The 23879-nt window shown below is 72.8% G+C and carries 20 protein-coding genes; 13 read left to right on the top strand and 7 right to left on the bottom strand.

Annotation, left to right across the window (positions count from 1 at the left end):
- Window positions 1-97: 97 nt before the first annotated feature.
- The 3 genes from QN157_01800 (at window position 98) to QN157_01790 (ending at window position 3545) form a co-directional block, all read left to right on the top strand.
- Window positions 98-1381 (top strand): extracellular solute-binding protein, encoded by a 1284-nt coding sequence (locus QN157_01800; GenBank protein MDR7554320.1) that lies wholly within the window; start codon window positions 98-100, stop codon window positions 1379-1381.
- Window positions 1382-1457: 76 nt separating this feature from the next.
- Window positions 1458-2663, top strand: a complete 1206-nt coding sequence (locus tag QN157_01795; GenBank protein ID MDR7554319.1) for an aminotransferase class I/II-fold pyridoxal phosphate-dependent enzyme — start codon at window positions 1458-1460, stop codon at window positions 2661-2663.
- Between the two features lie 27 nt (window positions 2664-2690).
- Entirely contained in the window at window positions 2691-3545 is an 855-nt protein-coding gene (locus QN157_01790) for an ATP-dependent Clp protease proteolytic subunit (GenBank protein ID MDR7554318.1), read from the top strand.
- Between the two features lie 138 nt (window positions 3546-3683).
- Here QN157_01790 and QN157_01785 read toward each other — a convergent pair whose 3' ends face one another.
- The 6 genes from QN157_01785 to QN157_01760 form a co-directional block, all read right to left on the bottom strand.
- On the bottom strand, window positions 3684-4721 hold the full coding sequence (locus QN157_01785) for an ABC transporter substrate-binding protein (GenBank protein ID MDR7554317.1): 1038 nt from the start codon (window positions 4719-4721) through the stop codon (window positions 3684-3686).
- Between the two features lie 215 nt (window positions 4722-4936).
- A complete protein-coding gene (locus QN157_01780; protein MDR7554316.1) occupies window positions 4937-5785 on the bottom strand; it encodes a VOC family protein in 849 nt (282 codons plus the stop codon).
- Window positions 5786-5943: 158 nt separating this feature from the next.
- Window positions 5944-6726 (bottom strand): ABC transporter permease, encoded by a 783-nt coding sequence (locus QN157_01775; GenBank protein MDR7554315.1) that lies wholly within the window; start codon window positions 6724-6726, stop codon window positions 5944-5946.
- Entirely contained in the window at window positions 6704-7510 is an 807-nt protein-coding gene (locus QN157_01770; GenBank protein MDR7554314.1) for an ABC transporter ATP-binding protein, read from the bottom strand. Before QN157_01770 ends, QN157_01775 begins: the two co-directional genes overlap by 23 nt.
- Before the next feature lie 198 nt (window positions 7511-7708).
- The gene (locus QN157_01765; protein MDR7554313.1) at window positions 7709-7972 is read right to left on the bottom strand and encodes an OsmC family protein; all 264 of its coding nucleotides are present in this window, start codon (window positions 7970-7972) and stop codon (window positions 7709-7711) included.
- A 12-nt stretch (window positions 7973-7984) separates the two neighbouring features.
- On the bottom strand, window positions 7985-8179 hold the full coding sequence (locus QN157_01760) for a hypothetical protein (protein ID MDR7554312.1): 195 nt from the start codon (window positions 8177-8179) through the stop codon (window positions 7985-7987).
- Window positions 8180-8790: 611 nt separating this feature from the next.
- Between QN157_01760 and QN157_01755 the strand changes: the two genes are divergently transcribed.
- The 10 genes from QN157_01755 (at window position 8791) to glgB (ending at window position 21718) form a co-directional block, all read left to right on the top strand.
- A complete protein-coding gene (locus QN157_01755) occupies window positions 8791-9606 on the top strand; it encodes an SDR family oxidoreductase (GenBank protein MDR7554311.1) in 816 nt (271 codons plus the stop codon).
- A gap of 303 nt (window positions 9607-9909) precedes the next feature.
- Window positions 9910-10857 carry a succinylglutamate desuccinylase/aspartoacylase family protein gene (locus tag QN157_01750; GenBank protein ID MDR7554310.1) on the top strand — a complete coding sequence of 316 codons (948 nt, stop codon included), beginning with the start codon at window positions 9910-9912 and terminating at the stop codon, window positions 10855-10857.
- Between the two features lie 25 nt (window positions 10858-10882).
- A complete protein-coding gene (locus QN157_01745) occupies window positions 10883-12007 on the top strand; it encodes an extracellular solute-binding protein (protein MDR7554309.1) in 1125 nt (374 codons plus the stop codon).
- Window positions 12008-12143: 136 nt separating this feature from the next.
- Window positions 12144-13250, top strand: coding sequence for an ABC transporter ATP-binding protein (locus QN157_01740; GenBank protein MDR7554308.1), 1107 nt, complete (start codon window positions 12144-12146; stop codon window positions 13248-13250).
- On the top strand, window positions 13247-14155 hold the full coding sequence (locus QN157_01735) for an ABC transporter permease (protein MDR7554307.1): 909 nt from the start codon (window positions 13247-13249) through the stop codon (window positions 14153-14155). Before QN157_01740 ends, QN157_01735 begins: the two co-directional genes overlap by 4 nt.
- A complete protein-coding gene (locus QN157_01730) occupies window positions 14152-14994 on the top strand; it encodes an ABC transporter permease (protein MDR7554306.1) in 843 nt (280 codons plus the stop codon). The genes QN157_01735 and QN157_01730 overlap by 4 nt, the downstream gene beginning before the upstream one ends.
- 140 nt (window positions 14995-15134) lie before the next feature.
- The gene (locus QN157_01725; protein ID MDR7554305.1) at window positions 15135-15575 is read left to right on the top strand and encodes a hypothetical protein; all 441 of its coding nucleotides are present in this window, start codon (window positions 15135-15137) and stop codon (window positions 15573-15575) included.
- Window positions 15576-15727: 152 nt separating this feature from the next.
- On the top strand, window positions 15728-16240 hold the full coding sequence (locus tag QN157_01720; GenBank protein MDR7554304.1) for a hypothetical protein: 513 nt from the start codon (window positions 15728-15730) through the stop codon (window positions 16238-16240).
- 247 nt (window positions 16241-16487) lie between these two features.
- Window positions 16488-19832, top strand: a complete 3345-nt coding sequence (treS, locus tag QN157_01715; protein ID MDR7554303.1) for a maltose alpha-D-glucosyltransferase — start codon at window positions 16488-16490, stop codon at window positions 19830-19832.
- Window positions 19829-21718, top strand: coding sequence for a 1,4-alpha-glucan branching protein GlgB (glgB, locus tag QN157_01710; protein ID MDR7554302.1), 1890 nt, complete (start codon window positions 19829-19831; stop codon window positions 21716-21718). The genes treS and glgB overlap by 4 nt, the downstream gene beginning before the upstream one ends.
- Window positions 21719-21723: 5 nt before the next feature.
- Here glgB and glgX read toward each other — a convergent pair whose 3' ends face one another.
- Window positions 21724-23838 carry a glycogen debranching protein GlgX gene (gene glgX / locus QN157_01705; GenBank protein ID MDR7554301.1) on the bottom strand — a complete coding sequence of 705 codons (2115 nt, stop codon included), beginning with the start codon at window positions 23836-23838 and terminating at the stop codon, window positions 21724-21726.
- Window positions 23839-23879: the final 41 nt, after the last annotated feature.

Genomic DNA, 23879 nt, shown 5'->3' with positions numbered 1-23879 from the left:
GATGGGGGCTGCGGGACACCCCGAGTCCGGGCGAGGACGGCGCAGTGCGGTGCCGGGGCGGGGCACGCGCGGGGCGCGTCCGTGGGCGACGACGATCGTGCGGTGGGGGATCGTCGCGGCCTGCGCGCTGGTGCTGGCGGGTGCCTTTCCCGGCGCGGCAGGGCCCGTCGTGCTCCGCGTGCTCGATGAGGGGCCGGCAGGGAACCCGTGGTACCAGGCAGCGGTGGCGTATGCCCGCGCGCGCGCCGGAGAGGTGCAGGTGGAGTGGGTGCCCGCGTCGCGCGCCGCCACCCGCGCGCGCCTGGCGGCCGCCGTGGCAGGCGGCGCGCTGGACGCCGATCTGGTACGGGTGACCGGTGCGTGGGTGGCGGAGTTTCCGACGCTGTTCGCCTCCGTCGCCGACCGGTGGCCGCCTGCGGCGCGCGCGCGCATGCTGCCGGCAGCGCGCGCGCCGGTGACGGCCGGCGGTCAGCCGTACGGGCTCCCGCGCCGCTTCACCCTCTGGGTGCTGCTGTGGAACGTGCGTCTCTTTGCCGAGGCGGGCCTGGACCCGCTGCAGCCACCGCGCACCGTGGCCGAGTTGGGGGCAGCGTGTCGGCGCCTGACCCGCGACCGCGACGGCGACGGGTACATCGACCAGTGGGGGTACGTCGAGAGCCTGGCGCCCGGCGCGCCGCTGTTCACCGCGTTCGAGCGGTGGCTCTACCGTGCTGGCGGTGCGATCGTGGACGCCCGGGGCGAGCCCGCCTTCAACGACGCGCGCGGGGTACGGGCGCTGGAGGCGATGGCCGCCCTGCTCTCCGAGCACCGCTGCCTGGACCCGGGCGCACTGGCCCTGTCGCCGACCGGGGCCCGGCAGCTGTTCCTGGCCGGCCGCGCGGCCATGATGGCGGCGACGACGTCGGTGTGGGTGGACGCCGTGGGAGCGCGCCGCGGCGGCGCGCTGGGCGGCCAGGTGGGGATCGCCGTGCTCCCGGGCTTTGGCCCCGGCACGCCGCGCACGGCCACGGTCTACGAGGCCGACGGCTACGCCCTCACCACACGCGCGGTGTGGCGGGGCGTGGACGACGCGGCCTGGGATCTGCTGGACCATCTCGCATCGGACCCGGTGCAGGTCGTCGCGCTGAAGACCCGCGGATACCTGCCCACCGCCGCGCGCCTGTACGACGACCGCGAGCTGCGGGCGGACGCGGTGGTCGGGCCACTGCTCGCCACGGCGGGCGAAGCGCTGCGCCACCCGGTGCGTCGGTTTGTGGGGGCCCGGCGCGAATCCGTGGAGGCGGCCGTGAGCGCGGCGCTCGTGGAGGGGCTGCGCGGTCGCCGCAGCCTGCGCGGCGCGCTCGACGACGCCGCGGCGGCCTTCCGCGCCCTGCGGCCCTGACCGGCGTGGGCGGGAGGAAGCCGCCGTCGCCATCGCCAACTGCTTACTCCAACCGTTGCACGTGGAGAGGAGACCGGTGAGCGCCATCGAGCGGCGCGTCCGCGAGATCGCCGACCGGGTCCGGGCCTACCGGGACCGGCGGCTCTACTTCTACCTGGAGCCGGTGGCGGCCATCGACGGCGCCTACGTGACGATCCGCGGGCGACGGATGCTACTGGCGTCGTCCTACTCGTACCTGGGCCTGCTGGGGCACCCCGCGATCCAGGCGGCGGCGGCGGCCGCGCTCGACCGCTACGGCACCGGGACCCACGGCGTGCGCCTGCTGGCGGGGAACACCGACCTCCACGACCGCCTCGAGGACCGGCTCGCCGCCTTCCTCGGCGCGGCGGGCGCCGTAGCCTACTCCAGCGGCTACCTGGCCAACTTCGCGGCGATCTCGGCGCTGGTGGGCCGGGGCGACGTCGTGATCTGTGACAAGCTCAACCACGCCAGCATCGTGGACGGGTGCCTGCTGTCGGGCGCGCGCTTCGTGCGCGTGCCGCACCGTGACGTGGCCGCCATCGACCGGGAGCTGGGCCGGGTGGCCGCGGGGGCCGGCGCCCTCGTGGTGGTGGACGCCGTGTTCAGCATGGACGGCGACGTCTACGATCTGCCGGCGCTCGTCGAGGTCTGCCGCCGGCACGGGGCCTGGCTGATGGTGGACGAGTCGCACTCGCTGGGCGTGCTGGGCCCGACCGGCGCCGGCATCGAGGAGCACTTCGGGCTGTGCGGCGTCGTCGACGTCAAGATGAGCTCGCTGTCCAAGAGCGTGCCCTCCGCCGGCGGCGTCATCGCCGGGTCGGAAGACCTGGTGCTCTACCTCAAGCACGCCTCGCGGGCGTTCGTCTTCTCGGCGGCCATGCCGCCGGCCAGCGCCGCCGCGACGATCGCGGCGCTGGACGTGATGCAGGCGGAACCCGAGCGCGTGGCGCGGCTGCAGGCCAACGCGGGCCGCCTGCGGGCCCGGCTGCGCGCCGCGGGGTTGCCGGTCCGCGACGACCCCACGCCGATCGTCCCCGTGATCGCCGGCGACGACGAGCGGACCGTACGCATGGCCCGCTTCCTCTTCGACCGCGACATCTTCGCGCTGCCGATCCTCTCGCCGGCGGTCCCGCCGCGGACCAGCCGGCTGCGCATCACCGTGACCGCGGCGCACGCCGAGGCCGAGGTGGACGCCATCGCGGACGCGGTGGCCGCCGCCTGGCACGCGGTGGCCCCCGCGTTGACGACGACCGATCCGTAGGGCACCGGCCCATCGCGACGACGGCCGATGAGTGACCTGCTGAACCTGATCTGGATCCTGGTCCTGCTGCAGATCTTCATCCCACTCCTCCAGCAGCGGATGCAGGCCGCCCGACGCCTGATGGCGATCCGGGCCATCGAGACCCGGCGGCGGTCGCGGGTCATCACCATGATCCACCGGCAGGAGACCATGAGCCTGCTGGGGCTGCCGATCGCGCGCTACATCGACATCGAGGACTCCGAGCAGGTGCTGCGCGCCATCCGGCTGACTCCGCCCGAGATGCCCATCGACCTGATCATCCACACCCCCGGTGGGCTGGTGCTGGCCGCGGAGCAGATCGCGTGGGCGCTGAAGCGGCACAAGGGGACCGTGACGGTCTTCATCCCGCACTACGCCATGTCGGGCGGCACCCTGGTGGCGCTGGCCGCGGACCAGATCGTCATGGACCCCGATGCCGTGCTGGGGCCGGTCGACCCGCAGCTGGGCGGGCCGCAGACGGGATACGTGCCCGCGGCCTCGGTGCTCAAGGCCCTGGAGACGCCCAACCCCAACCGCGACGACCAGACCCTGATCCTGGGCGACATCGCCCGCAAGGCGCTTCAGCAGGTGCACCAGACGGTCTACCAGCTCCTGCTGGAGCACCACGCGCCGGCGCAGGCCGACGAGATCGCCCGGGCGCTCAGCGACGGGCGGTGGACCCACGACTACCCCATCAACTTCGACGAGGCCCGGCAGCTCGGGCTGCGGGTGAGCGACGAGATGCCGCGGGAGATCTACGAGCTGATGGAACTCTACCCGCAGACCCGGCAGCGCCGGCCCGGGGTGGAGTTCATCCCGGCGCCCTACCGGCCGCCGGCGCCAAGCCCGGGCAAGGGCGACTGAGCGCACGCGGCGCGAGGCCGCGGTGTGGGGGGCGGTCGGCGCCGCGGTGCGCCTGCCGCGGCGCCCCTGGAAAGGCGGTGGTGCTCCCCGGCGCCCCTCCCACGGTCGGTGGCGCCGGCCGACCGTGTCGCCACAGCGCTACTTCGGTGCCTTCCAGTAGGCTTCCACGAAGCGCATGTCGTAGGTCTCGGCCACGCTGATCGTGGCGCGCCGCACCGCCGCGTCGAACGTGGCCAGCACGCCCGCGACGTTGGCCGCGCCGGCGGGCGAGATGCGCCCGTCCAGCGAGTACGACTCGAGCATCGCGCGCACCGCCTGCGTGTAGAGCTCCTTGTTCCCCTGGTAGTACTCCGGCGGCATGAGGGCCACGACCTCCTCGACCCGGTGGGCTTTGATCCACCGCAGGGCGCGGATCATGGCGGTGGCGATGGCCTGTACCGTGTTGGGGTACTGCTGGAGGAACTCCTCGCGCACGTAGATGCACGCCGCCGGATACGGGCCGCCGAAGACCCGCAGCGTGCCGGTGGTGGTGCGGGTGTCGGCCAGGATCACGGGCAGGTCGCCGCTGGCCGACAGCGTGGTGATCGTCGGGTCGACGTTGCTGATGGCGTCGATCTGCCGCGCGCGCACCGCGGCCACGGCCGTGGCGCCGGGCCCCACGCCGATGATGCTGAACTCGTCCAGGCCCACGCCCACCTTGGCCATCAGGTAGTTCACGAAGAAGTGGGTCGACGACCCCGGGGCGGTGACGCCGATCTTCTTGCCCCGCAGCGCCGTCAGGTCGCGGACGCCAGCGTCGGCCGCGTGCCTGGCGACGGCCAGCACCAGCCCGGGGTAGCGCTGCTGCATGACCACGGCTTTGATCTTGCGGCCCTGGGCCTGCATCTGGATCGTGTGGTCGTAGAACCCGCTGACCGCGTCGGCGCTGCCGCCGATGAGGGCCCGCAGCGCCTGACCGCCGCCGGCGAAGTTCTGCATGTCGGGATCCAGGCCCGCCTCCTTGAAGTAGCCGAGGCGTTCGGCCACGGTCACGGGCAGGTAGACCAGCGCTTCCTTGCCGCCGATCGCCAGCACGAACCGCGGCTTCTCGGGCCTGGCCGGCTGGCCGACTGCGGGCGCCGTCAGCGCGGCCAGGACCAGCCCGATGACGAGCACTACAGCGCCCCTACTGGCCATCTCCGTCCTCCTTCCCGGTTCCGTCAGACCGATTATCGATGCCCCCGTGGTGTTCCGCGCAGAAGAGTTCGCTGCCGGCGGGGCCGAGGCCTACCCGACGTCCCCGTGCGGCTGGCCGGTGGGCGGCACCGGCCCACCGAGCACGGGCGTGAAGGCACCGCCTGCGGCCGCGGCATGGGCCTGATCCACCGGCCCACCTGCGGGGGCGGGGAGGGTCAGCCAGCCCCCAGGCGCTCGGCGACGAAGATCCTGACGCCGCCGGTCCAGGCAGGCTCGAGCTGTCGGACTGCGGCCTGACCCTGCGGCGCGTCGGCCAGCGCCCGGAGGCGATGCATCCCTCCCTCGATCTCCAGGGTGATCCACCCAACCCCGGGCCCGAAGCGCTCCATGTGGTGGTGGAGGTCATCGCCCGGGGCGGGCTGCATCAACACCACCGGGCAGGCCGCTGGGTGCGCAAACCGGATCCTGGCGCGGCGCATCGAAGGGGTCCCATCGTGCACCGTGTCCACGGTGACGCCCTCCAGGGCCGTATAGGCGTGGACTGCGTCCTCCAGGTCCGGGACCGCCACGACGACTTCGGCCAGACGCACGTGCCGGTTCACCCCCACGGGCGCGGGGACGCGCAGGTCCCGGGGCGTCGCGTCTTCGATGAGCGCAGGCATGTCCCATCGTTCTGGGAACGCCAGCCGCCAGCGGACCTGCTGGCCGTCCGGTCGCACCCGCGCGCCGGGAGCGGGGTCCCCCACGGCGACCCCCCTGGCACGCAGCCTGCGTACGTCGCCGGCGAGGTCGCTGGTGCCCACCATGAACCCGCCGTACTCCCCCGGCGCGCGCATCTGGCCCGTGGGCCGCATCCAGAGCCGGTGGCCGGCCGCCTGGCGCCGGTCGCGCGCAGCCAGCAACTCGAGATAGGTGCCGTCGGCCAGCGCGATCAACGCATTCTCCGTGCCCCACCGCGGGTGTGCACCACCCCGGACGACGTCGAAGCCGGCGCGCTGGTAGGCGGCCATCGCGGTGGCGAGGTCATCCACCAGAATGACCACATGATCAATGCCGGTGATCATCTGCAGACCTCCCGGAGACCCGGATCCGGCGTGGAACGCCAGGGCGCCAACGACGTGGGTGGCCGCACCAGGAGGTGGGCTCGTACTCCCAGGCAGAACGCATGTCCACTGGGCCCCAGGTCATCGATCCTCCCGGTCTCCCCGGCGGGGCGTCACGGTTAGCGGGCTTCTCCCGGCGCGCCCGGTTTCCAGACCAGGAGCCGCCGCTCCACCAGCGTGACCAGGAGATCGACGACCAGCACGAACCCCGACAGCACCACGATGCCGGCGATGACGCCGGTGGTGTCCAGCAGCCCTTCCGCCTGGGCGATCAGGTAGCCCAGGCCCCGCGCCGAGCCCAGGTACTCGCCGACCACGGCGCCGACCAGCGCCAGCCCCACGCTGGTGTGCAGGCTCGCCAGGATCCACGTCATGGCCGAGGGCAGTAGCACGTGCCGGACGAGGTCGCGTTCGGAGGCGCCCAGCATGCGGGCGTTGTTCAGGATGTTGCGGTCCACGTCCCGCACGCCCTGGTACGTGTTGAAGAAGACGATGAAGAACACCAGCGTCACGCCAAACGCCACCTTGGAGAGGATGCCCAGGCCGAACCAGAGGGTGAAGATCGGGGCCAGCACGATGCGGGGCATGGCGTTGGCGACCTTCACGTAGGGTTCGAACACCCGCGACAGCCCCGGCGCGCGGGCGAACGCGAAGCCGGCGGCGACCCCCAGCACCGTGCCGATGACGAACGCCAGCACCGTCTCCTGGGTCGTGACCCAGGCGTGGCGGTAGATGCTGCCGCTGGCGACCCACTGGGCGATGCGGGCGGCCACGTGGGTCGGGCGGCTGAAGAAGAAGGGGTCGAGCCAGCCGCGCGCGACCAGCCCCTCCCACAGCAGGAGGCCGCCGACGAACACGGCGGCCTGCCAGACTGCGATCCTAGGCGGGATGCGCACGCGCATAGGCCTTGCGGACCTCGCCGGAGAGATGCTCCCAGATGGCGCGGTAGAGGTCCCCGAACGCCCGGTCCAGCCGGACCTCGGCCACGTCCCGCGGGCGCGGCAGCGCCACGGCGTAGTCGCCGATCACGCGGGCTGCCGGGCCCGCCGAGAGCACCACCACCCGGTCGGCCAGCGCGATCGCCTCCTCCAGGTCATGGGTGACGAAGAGCACGGTCTTGCGGAACTCCGCCCAGATGCGTAGCAGGTCGTTCTCCATCAGCTGCCGGGTCTGGACGTCCAGCGCCGCGAACGGCTCGTCCATCAGGAGGATCGCGGGGTCCACGATGAGGTGCTGGGCCAGCGCCACGCGCTTGCGCATGCCGCCCGAGAGCTGGTGGGGGTAGTGGCGCTCGAACCCCGCCAGACCGACGCGCGCCAGCCACTGCCGCGCCTGCGCCCGCGCCTGGGCCGCCGGCATCCGGCGGAACAGCAGGCCCAGCATCACGTTCTCCTCGGCGGTCTTCCACGGCAGCAGCACGTCGTGCTGGAACAGGTAGGTGGCGTAGCGGTTCAGGCCGGCCAGCGGTGCGCCGAACACCTCCACCGCGCCGCGGTCGGGGGCCAGCAACCCTGCGGCCAGGTTGAGGAGCGTGCTCTTCCCGCAGCCCGTGGGGCCCACGATCGAGACGAACTCGCCACGGGGGATCGCCACGCTGACGTCCTCGATGGCCTGGTAGCTGTGGCCGTCCGGCGTGGTGAAGCGCTTGCTGACCGCGCGGAAGGCGATGGCGGCCGCTGCGCTCATGGCCTGCTGCCCCCGGCCGGCTTCGGGGCGCTGGGCGTCAGGGTCGGATGGTCGCATCGCGGCCCCACTCGCGGCGCAGGCCCGGCCACACCAGGACGCGCGCCGCAGGCGGGCTCGGGGACGCCCGGTGCGGGCCGTACACCGCAGGGGGCCCGGTGGCACACCCGCCGCGGCGCGTGTGCCCCGCGGCGCCCGGGGCTACGCCGGCTCCTCGTCGATGACGGCATGGTGCTCGAGCGTCACGCAGCCCTTCAACGTCTGGGCCACCGGGCAGCGCGTCTCGAAGACCGCCAGCGCGCGCTCGGCCTCCGGCCGCTTGCCCGCAGGGATCGTCAGGTGGTAGGTCACCTTGATGTGCGTGACCTTCATGACGCCCTCGGGCGCCGCCACGGTGCCCTCGGCCTCGGCCCACAGGCGGTCGGGGTAGCTGGGGATCCCGCGCGCCTCCAGCGCGCCGGCCAGAGTCCCCGTGAGTCAGCCGGCGGCTGCCGCCACCAGGTAGTCGAGCGTGGACGGCAGCGGCTCCTCGGGCGTCATCTTGTAGAAGGCCGCGACGCCGGCGTGCACGCCGAAGTAGATCGGCGTGGGGAAGTCGGCGATGTAGGCGCGGCGCTTGGGCCGCTGCTCCTGGTAGACGCGGATCCTGGACAGGTGCACGACGTCTGCCATGGGACCTCCCCTCACAGTGGCTGCCCGATGGGGTCAGCGCCCTGCCGCAGGCCGGGCGCTCCCGGATTTGCGCGCCGCCCTCCTCGGGCAAGGTGGCGCGCGATCGCCGACAGCGATCGAATCGCGGGCTGGTGTTCTGCAGCCGCCTGCGGGGTCCTGCCCGTGCCCGCGCGCCCCCGGGGGATTACTCGCCATGGCTACCGGCGACGCATCACCCGGGCCGTGTGCCGCGGTGGAGCAGCGACGCTTGCGCTAAGCTGACCTCGTGCCTTGGGCTACAACATCCGCCAGTTGCCCAGGGGTGGGCCCTGGCACCCGCGAACAGGCGGTGTCCAGGGGCGCGTGCCCTCGCGCGCGACGGGTCCCGGCGCCTGCGAGCAGGCAGTGTCCAGGGCGCGTGCCACCCGGCGCGGTGGATCCCGGCGTCCGCGACGCCGGGCAGCACAGGGGCCGCGTGGAGGTGCGCCGCCCTCGCCGCCGCCCGGCGCCATACGCCGCAGGTGACGTCGAGCGGGTGCGGCCCGGGGGCAGCAGCCGCATCTGCGCCGGGCGCGCCCAAGTGGTGAGGCCGAGCGGGTGCGGCACAGGAGCAGTGTGGAGAGGAGCCAGCCATGAGCGGGCGGGTGGTGATCGTGACGGGCGCGTCCAGTGGCATCGGGGAGGCCACGGCCCGAGCGTTCGGCCGCGCCGGAGACCGCGTGGTGCTGGTGGCGCGGCGTGTCGAGCGGCTCCGGCAGCTGGCCGCTGCCCTTCCCGACGCGCTGGTGGTTCCTGCAGACCTCACGCGCCCCGACGACGTCGAGCGCGTGGCCCGTGCCACGCTCGAGCGGTACGGTCGCATCGACGTGCTGGTGAACAACGCCGGCCTGGGCCGCTACGACTGGCTGGAGCGCCTGTCCGTCGCCGAGATCGAGGCCCAGCTCCAGGTGAACCTGCTGGCACCGATCCTGCTGGTCCGCGCAGTCCTCCCGGCGATGCTGGCGCAGCGGCGCGGCGTGATCGTCAACGTCGGGTCCGTGGCGGGCCGCATCGCCACGCCCACCATGTCGATCTACAACGCCGCGAAGTTCGGCCTCGACGGGTTCAGCGAGGCGCTGCGGCGCGAGGTGGGGCCGCAGGGTGTGCACGTCTGCGTGATCGCGCCGGGGCCGGTGGAGGGGACGGAGTTCGGGGCGCATGGGGCTGTCGGACGGGGCCTGCGCGCCGTACGGGGACGGTGGCGGGAGCTGCGCTGGCTGCGCACCGACGCCGACCGTGTCGCTGCCGCCATCGTGGCCCTGGCCGACCGGCCGCGGCCGCGGCACGTGCTGCCGGGCGTCTACCGGGCGATGATCGCGCTCAACGTCCTGGCTCCGGGGCTGGTGGATCGCGTCGTGGGCCGGGCCGCACAGGCGGCCAGGGGCGACGATGGGTCCGGGCCCTCATGACGGTTCGCACCGTGCATTCGGGGCCTGTCGCCCCTGCCGGGGGCTTGTGCACCCCGCCAGGCCGGCCGACGCCGTCGGTGCCTGGTGGCCCTGCCGGGACAGATGACCCTGCCGGGACCTGAAGATCTTGCCTGGGCTTGGTGATCCCACCAGGGTCTGCCTGCCCTGTCGATTGCTCCCCGGCGGCCGCCAGGTTGCGCTTTAAAACTCATTGAACATTGAGTATTCTTAGGAAGTGCATTGTGGTCAGACGTCCGGCCAGCCGCAGGGAGTACGCTCCGGGACCGCGAAATGCGCCGGACGATGAGCACACGGATCCGGTGGATCGAGGTGAGCATGCTGGCCAGCGGCGCGGCGCTGCGGGTGCCCGTGCACGAGATCGACGGGGCCGCCGACGGCCCGACGCTTGGCGTGTCGGCGCTGGTGCACGGCGACGAGATCACGGGCCCGCAGATCGTCCGGGCGGTGCGCGACGCCGTGGACCCGCGCCGGCTGCGCGGACGGCTGCGGCTCGTGCCGGTGGCGAACCCCCTGGCCTTCCAGGCGCTCAGCCGGGGGACGCCGCTCGCGGTGGAGATCGGCAACCTCAACCGCGTCTTCCCGGCCGATCCGACGCTGGACCTGCCCGCACGTCTGGCGCACGCCCTGCAGACGCAGTTCCTGGACGAGGTGACGCACCTGGTCGACCTCCACGCCGGCGGTACGTTCCCCATCGTCGACTACACCATCAGCCTGTACGATCTGGATGCCGCGCTGGCGTTCGGCCAGGGGGTGGTTCGCCAGGTGTCGGGCTACGCGGGCACCCTGGGTGCGCTCGCCGCCGCCGGTGGCAAGACCGCGATCGTCGCCGAACTGGGCGGCGGGTACGTGCGCGACGACCACTACGTGGCGCTGGGGGTACGCGGCGTCCTGAACGTGATGCGCCACCTGGGGATGCTGGACGGGGCCATCGAGCGCCCGCCCAGGCAAGTCGTCGTGACCCGCATGGCCACCCTGCGGCCGGCGCACGGCGGGCTGCTCGAGTCGGCGCTGGACGTCGCGGCCATGCACCGCGAGATCGCCGGCGGCACGCTGTTGGGGCGGGTGCGCTCGCCGTACACCTTCGAGGTGCTGGAGGAGCTGCGGGCCCCGTTCGCCCGAAACGTCGTGGTGCTGCTGCGGCAGGGCGTGACGGCGGTGAACCCGGGGGACTACGCGTACATGCTCGGCGACCTGGACGACGCGCGGATCGTGACACACGGAAACGGATGAGAGCCTGCGAGGGGAGGGACCGGTCATGGGACCACGGCTGACACGCAGGGCACTGCTGGCGCGCGGCGCGCGGGCCGGCCTCGAGGTGGTGGCGCTGGCGCAGCTTGGGGGCGCGACGCTGGGCCTGGCGCGCCAGGCCGCTGCCGGCGGCACCGAGCGGCTGACGCTGTTCGTGTGGTCGGGCCTCAACCTGCCGGTGGTGGCCCACGAGGTGGCCCGCTTCTACATGCGCAACCACCCCGGCGTGCAGATCGACGTGCTGGAGGGACAGAACTTTGAAGTCTACCCCAAGATGGTCAGCGCCCGCAAGCTGACCCCCGACCGGCCGCTGGTGCACTTCGGCTACAGCAACGCCCAGTTCACCTACCAGGGCGACGTGGACGACATGTGGGAGGCGCTGGACCTGCGCAACATCCCCAACGCCGATAACATCGCCGACGCCTACCGACGGCCCGGGGAGCGGGGCATCGGCTTCTCCATCGCGCCGGTGGGCCTGATGTACAACCCCGAGGTGCTGCGCCGCGCCGGGGTCGAGCCGCCCACGTCGTGGACCGACATGTGGCACCCGCGCTTCCGAGGGCGCGTCACGTCCATCAAGTACGCGTGGTACGCCAACGGCCTGGTGATCGCCGCCAAGCTCAACGGCGGCAGCGAGCGGAACATCGAGCCGGGCTTCCGGCTCTGGAGCGAGCGCGCCGGGCAGTTCCTGGCGTTCGCCAACAGCAACGTGGAGACCCGCGACCTGGTGGTGCGCGGTGACGCGTGGCTGGCGGCCATGTTCGGTGGCAACGTGCTGGCCTGGAAGCAGGAGGGGGCGCCGCTGGAGTTCGTGATCCCGCGCGAGGGCGCCATCGCCTTCCCGCTGTACCTGGTGGTGGTCAAGGGCGTGACGCCGCAGCAAAAGCGCATCGCGGAAGAGGTCATCAACCTCATCCTGTCCGAGCGCTGGCTCGCCCGCTGGGCCACCCTGACCTACTTCGTGCCGACCACCAAGCGGTCGGTGGCGCCGCCCAGCCTGCGGAACCTGCCCATGTACAGCCCGGCCGAGATCGCCCGGGCGATCCAGTTCGACTGGCTGACCATCGCTCAGAACGAGCGCGTCTGGCGCGAGCGGTGGGACAAGGAAGTGGTGGCGCGGATGGGGCGCTAGGGTGGCGCGCACTCCGCTGGGCAGGAGGGCGCAGGTGGGCCAGGTGGCCGTGCGTGGAGCCTGACGTGAGGGCTGCAGCGTCGTCTGGCGCGCCGCGCGCCGCCGCATGATGCGCGGCGCCCCCGTGGGCTTGCAGATGGGCGCAGAGGGAACGCCAGGCGTTGGGAGAGCCGGCGAGCCCCCCGACGTGGAGCTGCGGGAGGTCAGCAAGACGTTCGGCGCGGTGCGTGCCGTGGACCGCGTCTCGCTGACCATCGCCCGCGGCGAGTTCTTCTCGCTGCTGGGGCCGTCGGGATGCGGCAAGACCACCACCCTGCGCATCATCGGCGGGCTGGAGGACCCCGACGAGGGTGAGGTGTGGCTGCGCGGGCAGGACGTCACCGACGTGCCGCCCTACCGGCGGGCCACCAACATGGTGTTCCAGCAGCTGGCGCTGTTCCCCCACCTCAACGTCTTCGAGAACATCGCCTTCGGCCTGCGCCTGCGGCGCGTGGCTCCCCACCGCATCGCGCGCAAGGTGCGGGAGGTCCTGGAGCTGGTGGACCTGCCGGACTACGCTGACCGTGAGATCCACCAGCTGTCGGGCGGGCAGAAGCAGCGGGTGGCCATCGCCCGGGCCCTGGTCAACGAACCCGCGGTGCTGCTGCTGGACGAGCCGCTGGGGGCCCTCGACCTCAAGCTGCGGCTCCAAATGCAGGCGGAGCTCAAGGCCCTGCAGCACCGGGTGGGTACCACCTTCGTCTACGTGACCCACGATCAGGGCGAGGCCCTGACGATGTCGGACCGCATCGCGGTGATGCACCAGGGCCGCGTCGAACAGGTGGGCACCAGCCAGGAGATCTACGCGCGGCCGCGCACGCGCTTCGTGGCCGCGTTCATCGGCGAGGCCAACTTCCTCGAGGGCCGCGTGGTCGGGCCCGACGGCGCCGCGGCGGTGGTGGAGGTGGGACCGCTGCGGTTCGCCGCCACCCCGACCCGCCCCGTGGCCGCGGGCCAGCCGGTCACCGTGTCGCTGCGCCCCGAACACGTCAAGCTGGGGCCGGCAGCCCCCGTGCACAATCGATGGGAGGGGCGCATCGTCGACTGCACGTTCATGGGACCGGTGGTGCGCGTGCGGGTGCAGGTGGGGGATGACCGCGTGCTCCTGGCGGAGGTGCACAACGACGCCGCGGCCGACCTCCGCCCCGGCACGGTGGTGGCGGTGGGATGGGCGCCGACCCACGCGGTGGTGGTGGGCGAGTGACGACCGCCACCGTCCCCCTGCGTGCGCGCCCCGCCCGGGCAGCCCGGCGTCGGGCCCGACGGCTCGCGTTCCTGCCGCTGCTGGCACCGGCGACCGGGGCCTTCGTGCTGGTCTTCTGGGTCTGCATGGGGGTCCTGGTCGTCATGAGCGTCTACCCGTTCCTGGCGGCCGGGACGCCGCGGCTGACGGCCGAGGCCTGGCGGCGGTTCCTGGGGGACGCCTACTACTGGAGCGTGGTCGGCACGACCCTGCGACTGGCAGCGGTGGTCACCGGCGCGTGCCTGCTCCTTGGGTATCCTGCGGCCTACGCGATCCACACGATCCGCCGACCCGGCTGGGCGCTGGCGTGCTACGTCGTGCTCTTCGCACCCATCCTCGTCAGCGTCGTGGTCCGCACCTACGGCTGGCTGCTCCTCCTGTCGCCGACGGGCGCCGTGAACTGGGTGCTGCGCACGCTCGGGCTGGTCCGGGAGCCGATCCCCCTCATCTTCAACACCACCGGCATCGTGATCGCCATGGTCCACATCCTGCTGCCCTTTGCGGTCTTCCCCATCTTGAGCGTGATCGGGCAGCTGGGAGGCGAGCTCAAAGAAGCGGCCATGGACCTGGGCGCCACCCGGTGGCAGACCTTCCGGCGCGTCACGCTGCCCCTGACCCTCCCCGGCGTGGTCGCGGCCGCCCAGATCGTCTTCACGCTGACCATCAGCGCCTTCGTGACCCCGTTCCTCATGGGGGGCGGCAAGGTGCAGATCCTCTCGGGCCTGATCTACCGGGACATGGAGGCCGTGAACCTGGCGTTCGCGTCGGTGGTGGCGCTGGTGCTGCTCGGGCTGGCGGTGGCCATCCTCGTGGCCAGCAACCTGCTGGTGCGGGGGACCTACCGTCGCGCCGAGGTGACGGTATGAGCGATGGCCGCCCGCGGGCAGGGCGCCGCCGGCGCGATCCGGTCCGCCTGGCGCTGGCTGTCCACCTGGCCGGCATCTGGCTGTTCATGCTGGCGCCGATCGGGTTCGTGCTCGTCTATGCGTTCAGCAGCGTGTCGTACGCTGTCTTTCCACCGCCCGGGCTGTCGCTGCGGTGGTTCGTCAAGCTGTTCCAGCAGGCTGCCCTGTTCCAGGCCGCGGTGAACTCGCTGCTGGTGGCGCTGGCGGCCACGGCCGGCAGCCTGATGGCGGGCACGCTGGCCGCGCTGGCCCTGGTGCGCTACCGGTTCTGGGGCCGCGAGATCCTGCGGGCCGTCTTCCTGGCCCCGTTGATCGTGCCGCGGATCGCGTTCGGCGTGGCCATGCTGATCTACGCCATCGTCCTGCGCCGCTTCGGCGGCCTGGACAGCCTGATCCTGGCCCACCTGATGGTGACCCTGCCCTTTGCCATCTCGGTGCTGTCGGCCGCGCTGGTCGGCGTCGACCGCACGCTGGAGGAAGCGGCCATGGACCTGGGCGCGACGCCCCTGGTGACGTTCTGGAAGGTCACGCTCCCGCAGATCCGCACCGGGCTGGCGGTGAGCGCCTTCTTCGCGTTCATCATCTCGTGGGACCAGGTCGAGACGTCGCTGTTCCTGGTCAAGACCGACAACATGACCCTGCCGGTGGCCATGTTCTACTACCTGCAGCGCCAGCAGGACCCCGTGGTGGCGGCGCTGTCGGTCTTCCTGATCGGTCTCGCCGCCGCGGGGGCCGTGGTCGCCGTCGTGCTGGTCAACCCGCGGGATCTGCAGCGTCTGCTGGCCGCCGGGGGCCGGTGAGCCGCGGGCGTGCGCGGCACCGCGTGGCGGCCGATCGGTCGGCTGCGCGCGGCGAGGAGTCGGGCGCGGAACCGCGGCGGCGGCGACTGCGTATGCCGGGGAGAGGGCATAGTCTCGGTGGACGGGTCGCGGGAGAGGGCGTGCGGGCGCTGGTGTGCATTGCGGTCCTGCTGGCCCTGGGTGGGAGTGCCGGCCGGGTGGTTCGCGCCGAACCGGAGCCCCGGGGCGGGGTCGGCGCGGGATGCCTGCCGCATGCGATCCAGATCGGGTTCGTCGTGATTCCCGGCGACCGGTGTTACACGCACTACCTCGTCCGCCCGGCCGAGGGCGCATTGTTGGGGTTCGGTCCGCCCGAGCTGCGGCGGCTGCGCCCGGGGCAGGTCGTCGCGATGTCGGCGCCCGCCGCGGTCGAGGTGCTGGCGGCCCTGCAGTACCGGGTGCCGCTGCCGGCGGCCGCGCGGTTCGCGCCCCCGGGGACGGTGCAGGCGGTCGACGTACGGTTCCTGCCCGACGGGCGGCTCCAGGTGCGCATCGGCGGTGCGCCCGAGCGCACCGTGGAGCTGCCGGTGTCGTACCCGTAAGTGAACCGACGGCGTGTGGCCGTCAGTGAGGACGAGCAGGGCGGGACCGTCGTCCCCGTGAGTGAACCGACGGCGTGCTCGACGTGGCAGCCGGCGACCCCGGGGGCCGAGCAGGCGGGAGGATCAGGCATGCGTGCGCAGGAGGCGATGCCATGAGACGCTGGCGTTGGGTGCTTGGGTGTGCGATCGCGCTGGTGGCGCTGGGCACCGTCGGTGCCCTGGCCGGACCGCCGGGTAAGCTGCCGCGGGCCGAGGGGCACGGGGTCAAGGTTGTCAAGGTCACACAGGGGCGCGACGGCTGGTGCCTTGCGGGCGCGGTACGCCTCGGCGGCGTCGTGGTGGCGGGCGGCCGGTGCTACACGTTCTACGTGGTCCGCACCGCCGCCGGCGCGTTCCTGGGCTTCGGTCCGCCGGGGCCGCCGATGATCCCGCCGGGCCAGCTGGTGCGGCTGGGGACACCGGCCGGCGCCAAGGTGAAGGGCCGCCTGTTCTACCTGGTGCCGATCCCCGTGACGGCGGTCGTCGCGCCGGTGGACACGATCGTGGTGGTGCAGGTCGTCATGCGCTCGGGCCCCGACCGGCTGGTCGTGACCGTGCCACGCGCGGCCAACAGCGGCGCGGTCCAGCACGACGTGCATCTGGAGCAGCCGTTCACCCAGCCCTGAGCGCACCACCGGTGCGCCGCAGGCAGGATGACGCGCGGCGCGCACGAAGGTTGCGCGCAGGGGCGCGCGCGCCCCGGCGAGACCGGGGACGTGGGGCCGGACCGCGCGGGGCCGGGTAGTTCCAGCCCGCGGGGCCGAGCGCTAGCGGAGCCGGGCGTCGCCGCGCGGCGACGGGGCGCGACGCCGGCCAGGCGGCGGGCGCAGGCCGTGTGGGCCTCGCCGCGCGGGGACGGGTGAGCGGCGAGAGATGACGACGCGGACGCGGCGGGCGGTCGCCGGCCTCGAGGCCGATCCCACCTGGTACCGGGACGCGATCATCTACGAGCTGCACGTGCGGTCGTTCGCCGACAGCGACGGCGACGGCGTCGGCGACTTCCGTGGCCTCACCGAGAAGCTCCCGTACCTCGAGGCCCTGGGGGTGACGGCCATCTGGCTGCTGCCGTTCTACCCCTCGCCCCTGCGGGACGACGGCTACGACATCGCCGACTACACGGCGGTCCACCCCCAGTACGGCACGCTGCGCGACTTCGAGGCGTTCCTGCACGAGGCCCACCGCCGGGGGCTGCGCGTCATCACCGAGCTCGTGCTCAACCACACCTCGGACCAGCACCCGTGGTTCCAGCGGGCCCGGCGCGCACCCGCGGGCAGCCGGTGGCGCGACTTCTACGTGTGGAGCGAGACGCCAGACCGCTACGCCGAGGCCCGCGTCATCTTCAAGGACTACGAGGCCGCCAACTGGGCCTGGGATCCGATGGCCCGTGCCTACTACTGGCATCGCTTCTACAGCCACCAGCCCGACCTCAACTACGACAACCCGGCCGTGCGGCGGGCGATGCTGCGCGTCGTGGACTTCTGGTGCGCGCTGGGGGTGGACGGGCTGCGCCTGGACGCCGTGCCCTACCTCTACGAGCGCGACGGCACCACCTGCGAGAACCTGCCCGAGACCCACGCGTTCCTCAAGGAGCTGCGGCGGTACGTGGATGCCCGCTATCCCCACCGCATGCTGCTGGCCGAGGCCAACCAGTGGCCCGAGGACGCGGCGGCCTACTTCGGCCAGGGTGACGAGTGCCACATGGCCTTCCACTTCCCGCTGATGCCGCGGCTGTTCATGGCCATGCGCATGGAGGATCGGTTCCCCATCGTGGACATCCTGGACCAGACGCCGCCGATTCCCGAGGGCTGCCAGTGGGCGCTGTTCCTGCGCAACCACGACGAGCTGACGCTGGAGATGGTGACCGACGAAGAGCGGGACTACATGTACCGCGTCTACGCCAGCGACCCGCAGGCGCGGCTCCACCTGGGCATCCGGCGGCGGCTGGCGCCGCTGCTGGGCAACAGCCACCGCCGCATCGAGCTCATGTACGGCCTGCTGTGCTCGTTGCCCGGCACACCGGTGCTCTACTACGGCGACGAGATCGGCATGGGCGACAACGTCCACCTGGGCGACCGCCTCGGCGTCCGCACGCCGATGCAGTGGAGCCCCGACCGCAACGCTGGGTTCTCGCGGTGCAACCCCCAGCAGCTCTACCTGCCGGTCATCGTGGACCCCGAGTACCACTACGAGGCGGTGAACGTCGAGGCGCAGGAGCAGAACCCCCACTCGCGCCTCTGGTGGGTCCGCCGCCTGCTCGCCCTGCGGCGGCAACACCGCGCGTTCGGGCGCGGCTCCCTGGAGCTGGTCTTGCCCGACAGCAAGAAGATCCTGGCGTTCGTGCGCCGCGGTGGCGACGAATGCCTCCTGGTGGTGGCCAACCTCTCGCGCTTCGTCGAGCACACCGCGCTCCCGCTGGCCGCGTTCGCCGGCTGGGTGCCCGTGGAGCTGTTCGGCCGCACCGCCTTCCCCCCGATCGGCCCCGCCCCCTACCCGCTCACGCTCGGGCCGCACGCGTTCTACTGGTTCCTCCTGCGCCCGCCCGGCGCGACGGCGGTGCCCGCGCGCGAGCCGGCGGCGGTGCCCGCCGTGGCGATGCGCACCTGGCCGGACGCCCTGGCGGGGCCGGCACGGGCGGCAGTGGAGACCGCCCTCGCGGCCTTCCTCCCGGGCCGTCGGTGGTGTGGCAGTGCTGGGCGCTCTGTCAAGGCGCTGCGGATCGCCGATGCGGTCTCGCTGGACCGCCGCCCCCTGGGGACCGCGCTGCTGCTGGCGCGGGTGGAGTACACCGACGGCGAACCGGACGTCTACCACGTGCCGGTGCGCGCGGCCGCCGGGGAGGAGGCCACCCGACTGGCGCGCGCGGCGCCGGACGCCGTCGTCGCGCAGGTGGCCAGCGGCGCCCGGACCGACGGCGTCCTCGCCGACGCGTTGTACGATCCGACCACCTGCCGCGCGCTGCTGGAGGCGATCGCCCGGCGCCGGCGGCTGCGGGGCGCGGCGGGCACCGTGGTGTGCTGGCGCGGCCGCGAGTTCCAGGCGCTGGCAGACGGCGTGCTGGCCGCTGTCCCGGGAGCCCCCATCGAGCGGCACAACACGCTGGTGTCCTTTGGCGGCCGGCTCGTCCTCAAGGTGTTCCGCAGGGTGGAACCAGGGACCAATCCCGACCTGGAGCTGGGCCGGCTGCTCACCCAGCGGCGGTTCCCCCACGCCCCAGCGGTGGTCGGTGCCATCGAGTACCGCGCGCGCAACGGCGAGCCGACGACGCTGGCCGTGCTCCAGGCGTTCGTGCCCCACCAGGACGACGGGTGGAGCCAGGCGCTGCACGCGCTGGACGACTACCTGGAACGCGCGCTGGCCAAGCGCGCCCAGGGCGTCGAGGCGCCGCGACCGGCGGGGGGCCTCCTGGACCTGGTCGACCAGGAGCCGCCGGCCCTGGTGCTGGAGCTCATGGCGCCCTACCTGGAGACGGCGCGGCTGCTGGGACAGCGCACCGCGGACCTGCACGTGGTGCTGGCGTCCGCGCCCGACGACCCGCGCTTCGCGCCCGAGACGTTCACCCCGCTGGACCAGCGGTCCCTCTACCAGTCGATGCGCGCCCTGACCCGGAGCGTCTTGCAGGTGATGCGGGCACGGCTCGGCACGCTGCCAGAAGACCTGCGGGCGCTGGCCCGGCGCGCGCTGGAGACGGAGCCCGAGATCCAGCGGCGCCTGCGCGGGCTGCTGGAACGGCGGCTGCTGGCCCAGCGGATCCGCTGCCACGGCGACTACCACCTGGGGCAGGTGCTGTCGACGGGGAAGGACGTCGTGCTCATCGACTTCGAGGGTGTCCCCAGTCGGCCGCTGGGAGAGCGGCGGTTGAAGCGGTCGCCGCTTCGCGACGTGGCCGGGATGCTGTGGTCGTTCCACCGCGCCGCCTGCGCTGCGCTGGCGACCGCCGGGGAGTGGGGCCGTGTGCGTCCTGAGGAGACCGTGGCCCTGGTCCCGTGGGTCCGGGTCTGGGAGCGATGGGCGCAGGCGGCCTTCCTGCGAGCCTACCTGGCGGGAGCCGCGCGGGCGCGCTTCCTGCCCCGCACCCGCGCCGAGAGCGCGCTGTTGCTGGAGGTGTTCCTGGTGGAACAGGCCATCGCCGACCTGGGGAACGCACTCGGGCAGCGGCCGGAGGAGCTGCGCGTCGCCCTGGAAGGCCTCGTGCAGCTCGTGGCAGGTGACGGCGGATGACGCTGTTGAGCGAGGACGACCTCTACCTGTTCAACGAAGGCTCGCACCTGCGGCTGTTCGACCACCTGGGCGCGCACCCGCTGCCCGGCGGCGGTGTCGTGTTCGCCGTCTGGGCGCCCAATGCGGAAAGGGTCACGGTCTTCGGCGACTTCAACGCCTGGGATCGGTTGCGCCATCCGCTGGCACCGCGCGGGGTCTCGGGCATCTGGGAGGGTGTGGTGCCCGAGGCACGCCCCGGCCACCGCTACCTGTTCCACATCACCGCCCGCGGCGGTGCGTACCGCGTGGACAAGAGCGACCCTCTCGCCTTCCAGACGGTGCCGCCGCCGGGGACCGCGTCGGTGATCACCGACCTCAGCTACGCGTGGGGTGATGGGGCGTGGATGGCCGAGCGGGGCCGTCGCCAGCGCCTGGACGCGCCCATGGCCATCTACGAGGTGCACCTGGGCTCGTGGCGCCGCGTCCCCGAGCAGGGCAACCGCCCCCTCACCTACCGCGAGCTGGCGCCGCAGCTGGCCGCCTACGTACGCGAGATGGGGTTCACCCACGTGGAGTTCCTGCCGGTGATGGAGCATCCGTTCTATGGCTCGTGGGGGTACCAGGTCACCGGGTACTTCGCGCCCACGGCGCGCTACGGGACCCCGCAGGACTTCATGGCCCTGGTGGACGTCCTCCACCAGCACGGCATCGGCGTCATCCTCGACTGGGTCCCCTCGCACTTCGCCACCGACGAGCACGGCCTGGGCCGCTTCGACGGGACGCACCTCTACGAGCACGCCGACCCCCGCCAGGGCCTGCACCCCGACTGGCACAGCTACGTCTTCAACTACGGGCGGCACGAGGTCCGCAGCTTCCTGCTGAGCAGCGCGCGCTTCTGGCTGGAGCGCTACCACGTCGACGGTCTGCGGGTCGACGCCGTGGCGTCGATGCTCTACCTGGACTACTCGCGCGCCCCGGGCCAGTGGGTCCCCAACGTCTACGGCGGGCGCGAGAACCTCGAGGCGATCGCCTTCCTGCGCCGGCTCAACGAGGAAGTCTACCGGGCGTTCCCCGACGTGCAGACCATCGCCGAGGAGTCGACGGCGTGGCCTGGGGTCTCGCGGCCCACGTACGTGGGCGGGCTCGGGTTCGGGCTCAAGTGGGACATGGGGTGGATGCACGACACCCTGGCCTACCTGCGCCTGGATCCGATCTACCGGAAGTACCATCACCAGCGGCTGACCTTTCGCGGCCTGTACGCCTTCAGCGAGAACTTCGTGCTGCCGCTGTCGCACGACGAGGTGGTCCACGGCAAGGGCTCGCTGGCGGGCGCGATGCCCGGGGACACGGCGCAGCGGCTGGCGCACCTGCGCCTGCTCTTCGGCTACCAGTACGCCCAGCCGGGGAAGAAGCTGCTGTTCATGGGCGGCGAGTTCGGGCAGTGGCGGGAGTGGGACCACGAGTCCAGCCTCGACTGGCACCTGCTGGCCGATCCGCGCCACGCGGGCGTGCAGCGCTGGGTCGCCGACCTCAACCACGCCTACCGGACGCAGCCGGCCCTGCACGAGCTCGACTGCGCGCCGGAGGGGTTCGCGTGGATCGACCCGCACGACGCCGAGCAGAGCGTGCTGAGCTTCATGCGCCGCGGGCGGTCGCCGGACGCCGTGGTGGTGATCGTGTGCAACTTCACGCCGGTACCTCGCCACCAGTACCGGGTGGGCGTGCCGCTGGCTGGCTGGTGGCGCGAGCTGCTCAACAGCGACGCCGTCGAGTACGGCGGGACCGGGTGGGGCAACCTGGGTGGCGTCGAGGCCAGCCCGGTACCCTGGCACGGCCAGCCCTACTCGGTGGTCCTGACGCTCCCCCCGCTGGCCGTGCTGTTCCTCGCGCCAGGCACCGGCCGGTAGCCGCCTCAGCGCGGCGGGATCGCTTGCAGGACGGCCGCCTGCCGGGGTCCGAGGATGACGCGGTGCCCTGGCGGCAGGGCCACCCGACGCCGGGCGTGCCCGGGCCGCGACGAGAGCACGAGTTCCCATCCCCAGGCGTCCGGGGGCTCGGGTAGGACGAAGCGCCGCGCCCGGCCGGCGTTGAACAGCACCAGCACGGTCGCGTCGGTGACGCGCCGGCCCCGGGCATCCGTGTCGGCGATGCCGCCCCCGGGCAGCAGCATTCCCAGCGCCCGCAGCCCCGGCGCGGCCCAGTCGTCGGGGGTCATCGTCCGCCCGTCGGGATGGACCCAGAGGACGTCGGGGTACCCGCCGGGCGTGGGGGCGCCGGTGAGGAACGTGCGCCGCCGGAAGGTCGGGTGCCCCTTGCGGAAGGCGACCGCGGCGCGCACGAACTCCAGGAACGCGCGCTGCCGGTGGTCCAGCGTCCAGTGGTACCAGCTCACCGGGTTGTCCTGGCAGTAGGCGTTGTTGTTGCCCCGTTGCGTGCGGGAGAGCTCGTCGCCGCCCAGCAGCATGGGCACGCCCAGCGAGCAGCACAGCGTGACCACCAGGCTGCGCTTGAGCGTCTCGCGGCAGGCCAGCACCGCCGGGGCGTCGGTGGGGCCTTCGTGCCCGCAGTTGACGCTGTAGTTGGCGTCGGTGCCGTCGCGGTTGTCCTCCAGGTTCGCCTCGTTGTGCTTGCGCTCGTAGCTGACCAGGTCTTCCAGGGTGAAGCCGTCGTGGGCGGTGACGTAGTTGACCGAGGCGCACGGGCGGCGGTGCGCCCGGGCGTACAGGTCGGCCGAGCCGGTCACGCGCGTGGCGAACTCGCCGGCGGTCCCCTCGTCCCCGCGCCAGAACCGGCGCACGGCGTCGCGGTAGCGCCCGTTCCACTCGGCCCACGGCCACGGGAAGTGGCCCACCTGGTAGCCCCCGGGCCCGAGGTCCCAGGGCTCGGCGATGAGCTTGACGCGGGAGAGCACCGGGTCGTGCTGGAGGGCCTGCAGGACGGCCGCCCGCATGTCGACGTCGCGGGCCTCCCGCGCCAGGACCGGCGCCAGGTCGAAGCGGAACCCGTCGACGTGCATCTCCTGGACCCAGTAGCGCAGGCTGTCGACGATGAGCTGGACCACGTAGGGGTTGCCGGCATCCAGGGTGTTCCCGGTCCCGGTGTAGTCCACGTAGAAGCGGCGGTCGTCGGCCAGCTTGTAGTAGGCGGCGTTGTCGAGGCCACGGAACGCCAGCGTGGGACCGAGGTGGTCGCCCTCACCGGTGTGGTTGTAGACGACGTCGAGGATCACCTCCAGTCCGGCGGCGTGCAGGGCGCGCACCATGGTCTTGAACTCCCGCACCGCCGCCAGGCCACCGCCCGCCGCATAGGTGGGCTCCGGCGCGAAGTAGGCCAGCGGGGTGTAGCCCCAGTAGTTGCGCAGTCCGTGCTCGACCAGGCGGCGGTCCTGGACGAACGCCTGCACCGGCAGCAGCTCGACGGTGGTGATCCCCAGGCTGGTGAGGTGGTCGACGATGGGCTCGGCGGCCACCCCCAGGTACGTGCCGCGCAGGTGGGGCGGCACCTCGGGATGCAGGGCGGTCAGGCCCTTCACGTGGGTCTCGTAGATGATGGTGTCCTCCCAGGGCACCCGGGGCGGCCGATCGTCCCCCCACGCGAACGCGTCGTCCACCACGGCGCCCAGCGGCGCATACGGCGCGCTGTCGGCGTCGTTGAGCGACAGATCGGCGTCCGGGTGACCGACGACGTAGCCGTACAGGCTGTCGTGCCAGCGCAGGGGACGTCCCACGGCCCTGGCGTAGGGGTCGAGCAGGACCTTGCGGGCGTTGAACCGGAGGCCCTCGTGCGGCCGGTAGGGTCCGTGCACCCGGTAGCCGTAGAGCTGGCCGGGCCCGAGGCCGGGGACGTAGCCGTGCCAGATGGGACCGGTGCGCTCAGACAGTGGTACCTCGCGGCCTGCCGGGTCGTCGGGACCCTCGAACAGCACCAGTGTGACCGCCTCGGCGCGCTCGCTGTAGACCGCGAAGTTGACGCCCAGGCCGTCCCAGGTCGCCCCCAGCGGCGTCGGCGCGCCGCGCCAGACCTTCACGATCGTCGTCTGGTCCGTCGGCGGTTGGCGCGCGAGCGCGA

The organism is Armatimonadota bacterium, assembly GCA_031459855.1.
Lineage (GTDB): Bacteria > Sysuimicrobiota > Sysuimicrobiia > Sysuimicrobiales > Humicultoraceae > Fervidifonticultor > Fervidifonticultor primus.
Note: the sequence above shows the minus strand (reverse complement) of the source record. Positions and strands in the feature narration are given on the sequence as shown.

Coding starts and splice junctions, on each gene's coding strand:
- QN157_01790 (MDR7554318.1), top strand. CDS start 2,691: ATGAGTGACCTGCTGAACCTGATCTGGATCCTGGTCCTGCTGCAGATC.
- QN157_01785 (MDR7554317.1), bottom strand. CDS start 4,721: ATGGCCAGTAGGGGCGCTGTAGTGCTCGTCATCGGGCTGGTCCTGGCC.
- QN157_01780 (MDR7554316.1), bottom strand. CDS start 5,785: ATGATCACCGGCATTGATCATGTGGTCATTCTGGTGGATGACCTCGCC.
- QN157_01775 (MDR7554315.1), bottom strand. CDS start 6,726: ATGCGCGTGCGCATCCCGCCTAGGATCGCAGTCTGGCAGGCCGCCGTG.
- QN157_01770 (MDR7554314.1), bottom strand. CDS start 7,510: ATGAGCGCAGCGGCCGCCATCGCCTTCCGCGCGGTCAGCAAGCGCTTC.
- QN157_01760 (MDR7554312.1), bottom strand. CDS start 8,179: ATGGCAGACGTCGTGCACCTGTCCAGGATCCGCGTCTACCAGGAGCAG.
- QN157_01755 (MDR7554311.1), top strand. CDS start 8,791: ATGAGCGGGCGGGTGGTGATCGTGACGGGCGCGTCCAGTGGCATCGGG.
- QN157_01750 (MDR7554310.1), top strand. CDS start 9,910: ATGAGCACACGGATCCGGTGGATCGAGGTGAGCATGCTGGCCAGCGGC.
- QN157_01745 (MDR7554309.1), top strand. CDS start 10,883: ATGGGACCACGGCTGACACGCAGGGCACTGCTGGCGCGCGGCGCGCGG.
- QN157_01740 (MDR7554308.1), top strand. CDS start 12,144: ATGGGCGCAGAGGGAACGCCAGGCGTTGGGAGAGCCGGCGAGCCCCCC.
- QN157_01730 (MDR7554306.1), top strand. CDS start 14,152: ATGAGCGATGGCCGCCCGCGGGCAGGGCGCCGCCGGCGCGATCCGGTC.
- QN157_01720 (MDR7554304.1), top strand. CDS start 15,728: ATGAGACGCTGGCGTTGGGTGCTTGGGTGTGCGATCGCGCTGGTGGCG.
- treS (MDR7554303.1), top strand. CDS start 16,488: ATGACGACGCGGACGCGGCGGGCGGTCGCCGGCCTCGAGGCCGATCCC.
- glgB (MDR7554302.1), top strand. CDS start 19,829: ATGACGCTGTTGAGCGAGGACGACCTCTACCTGTTCAACGAAGGCTCG.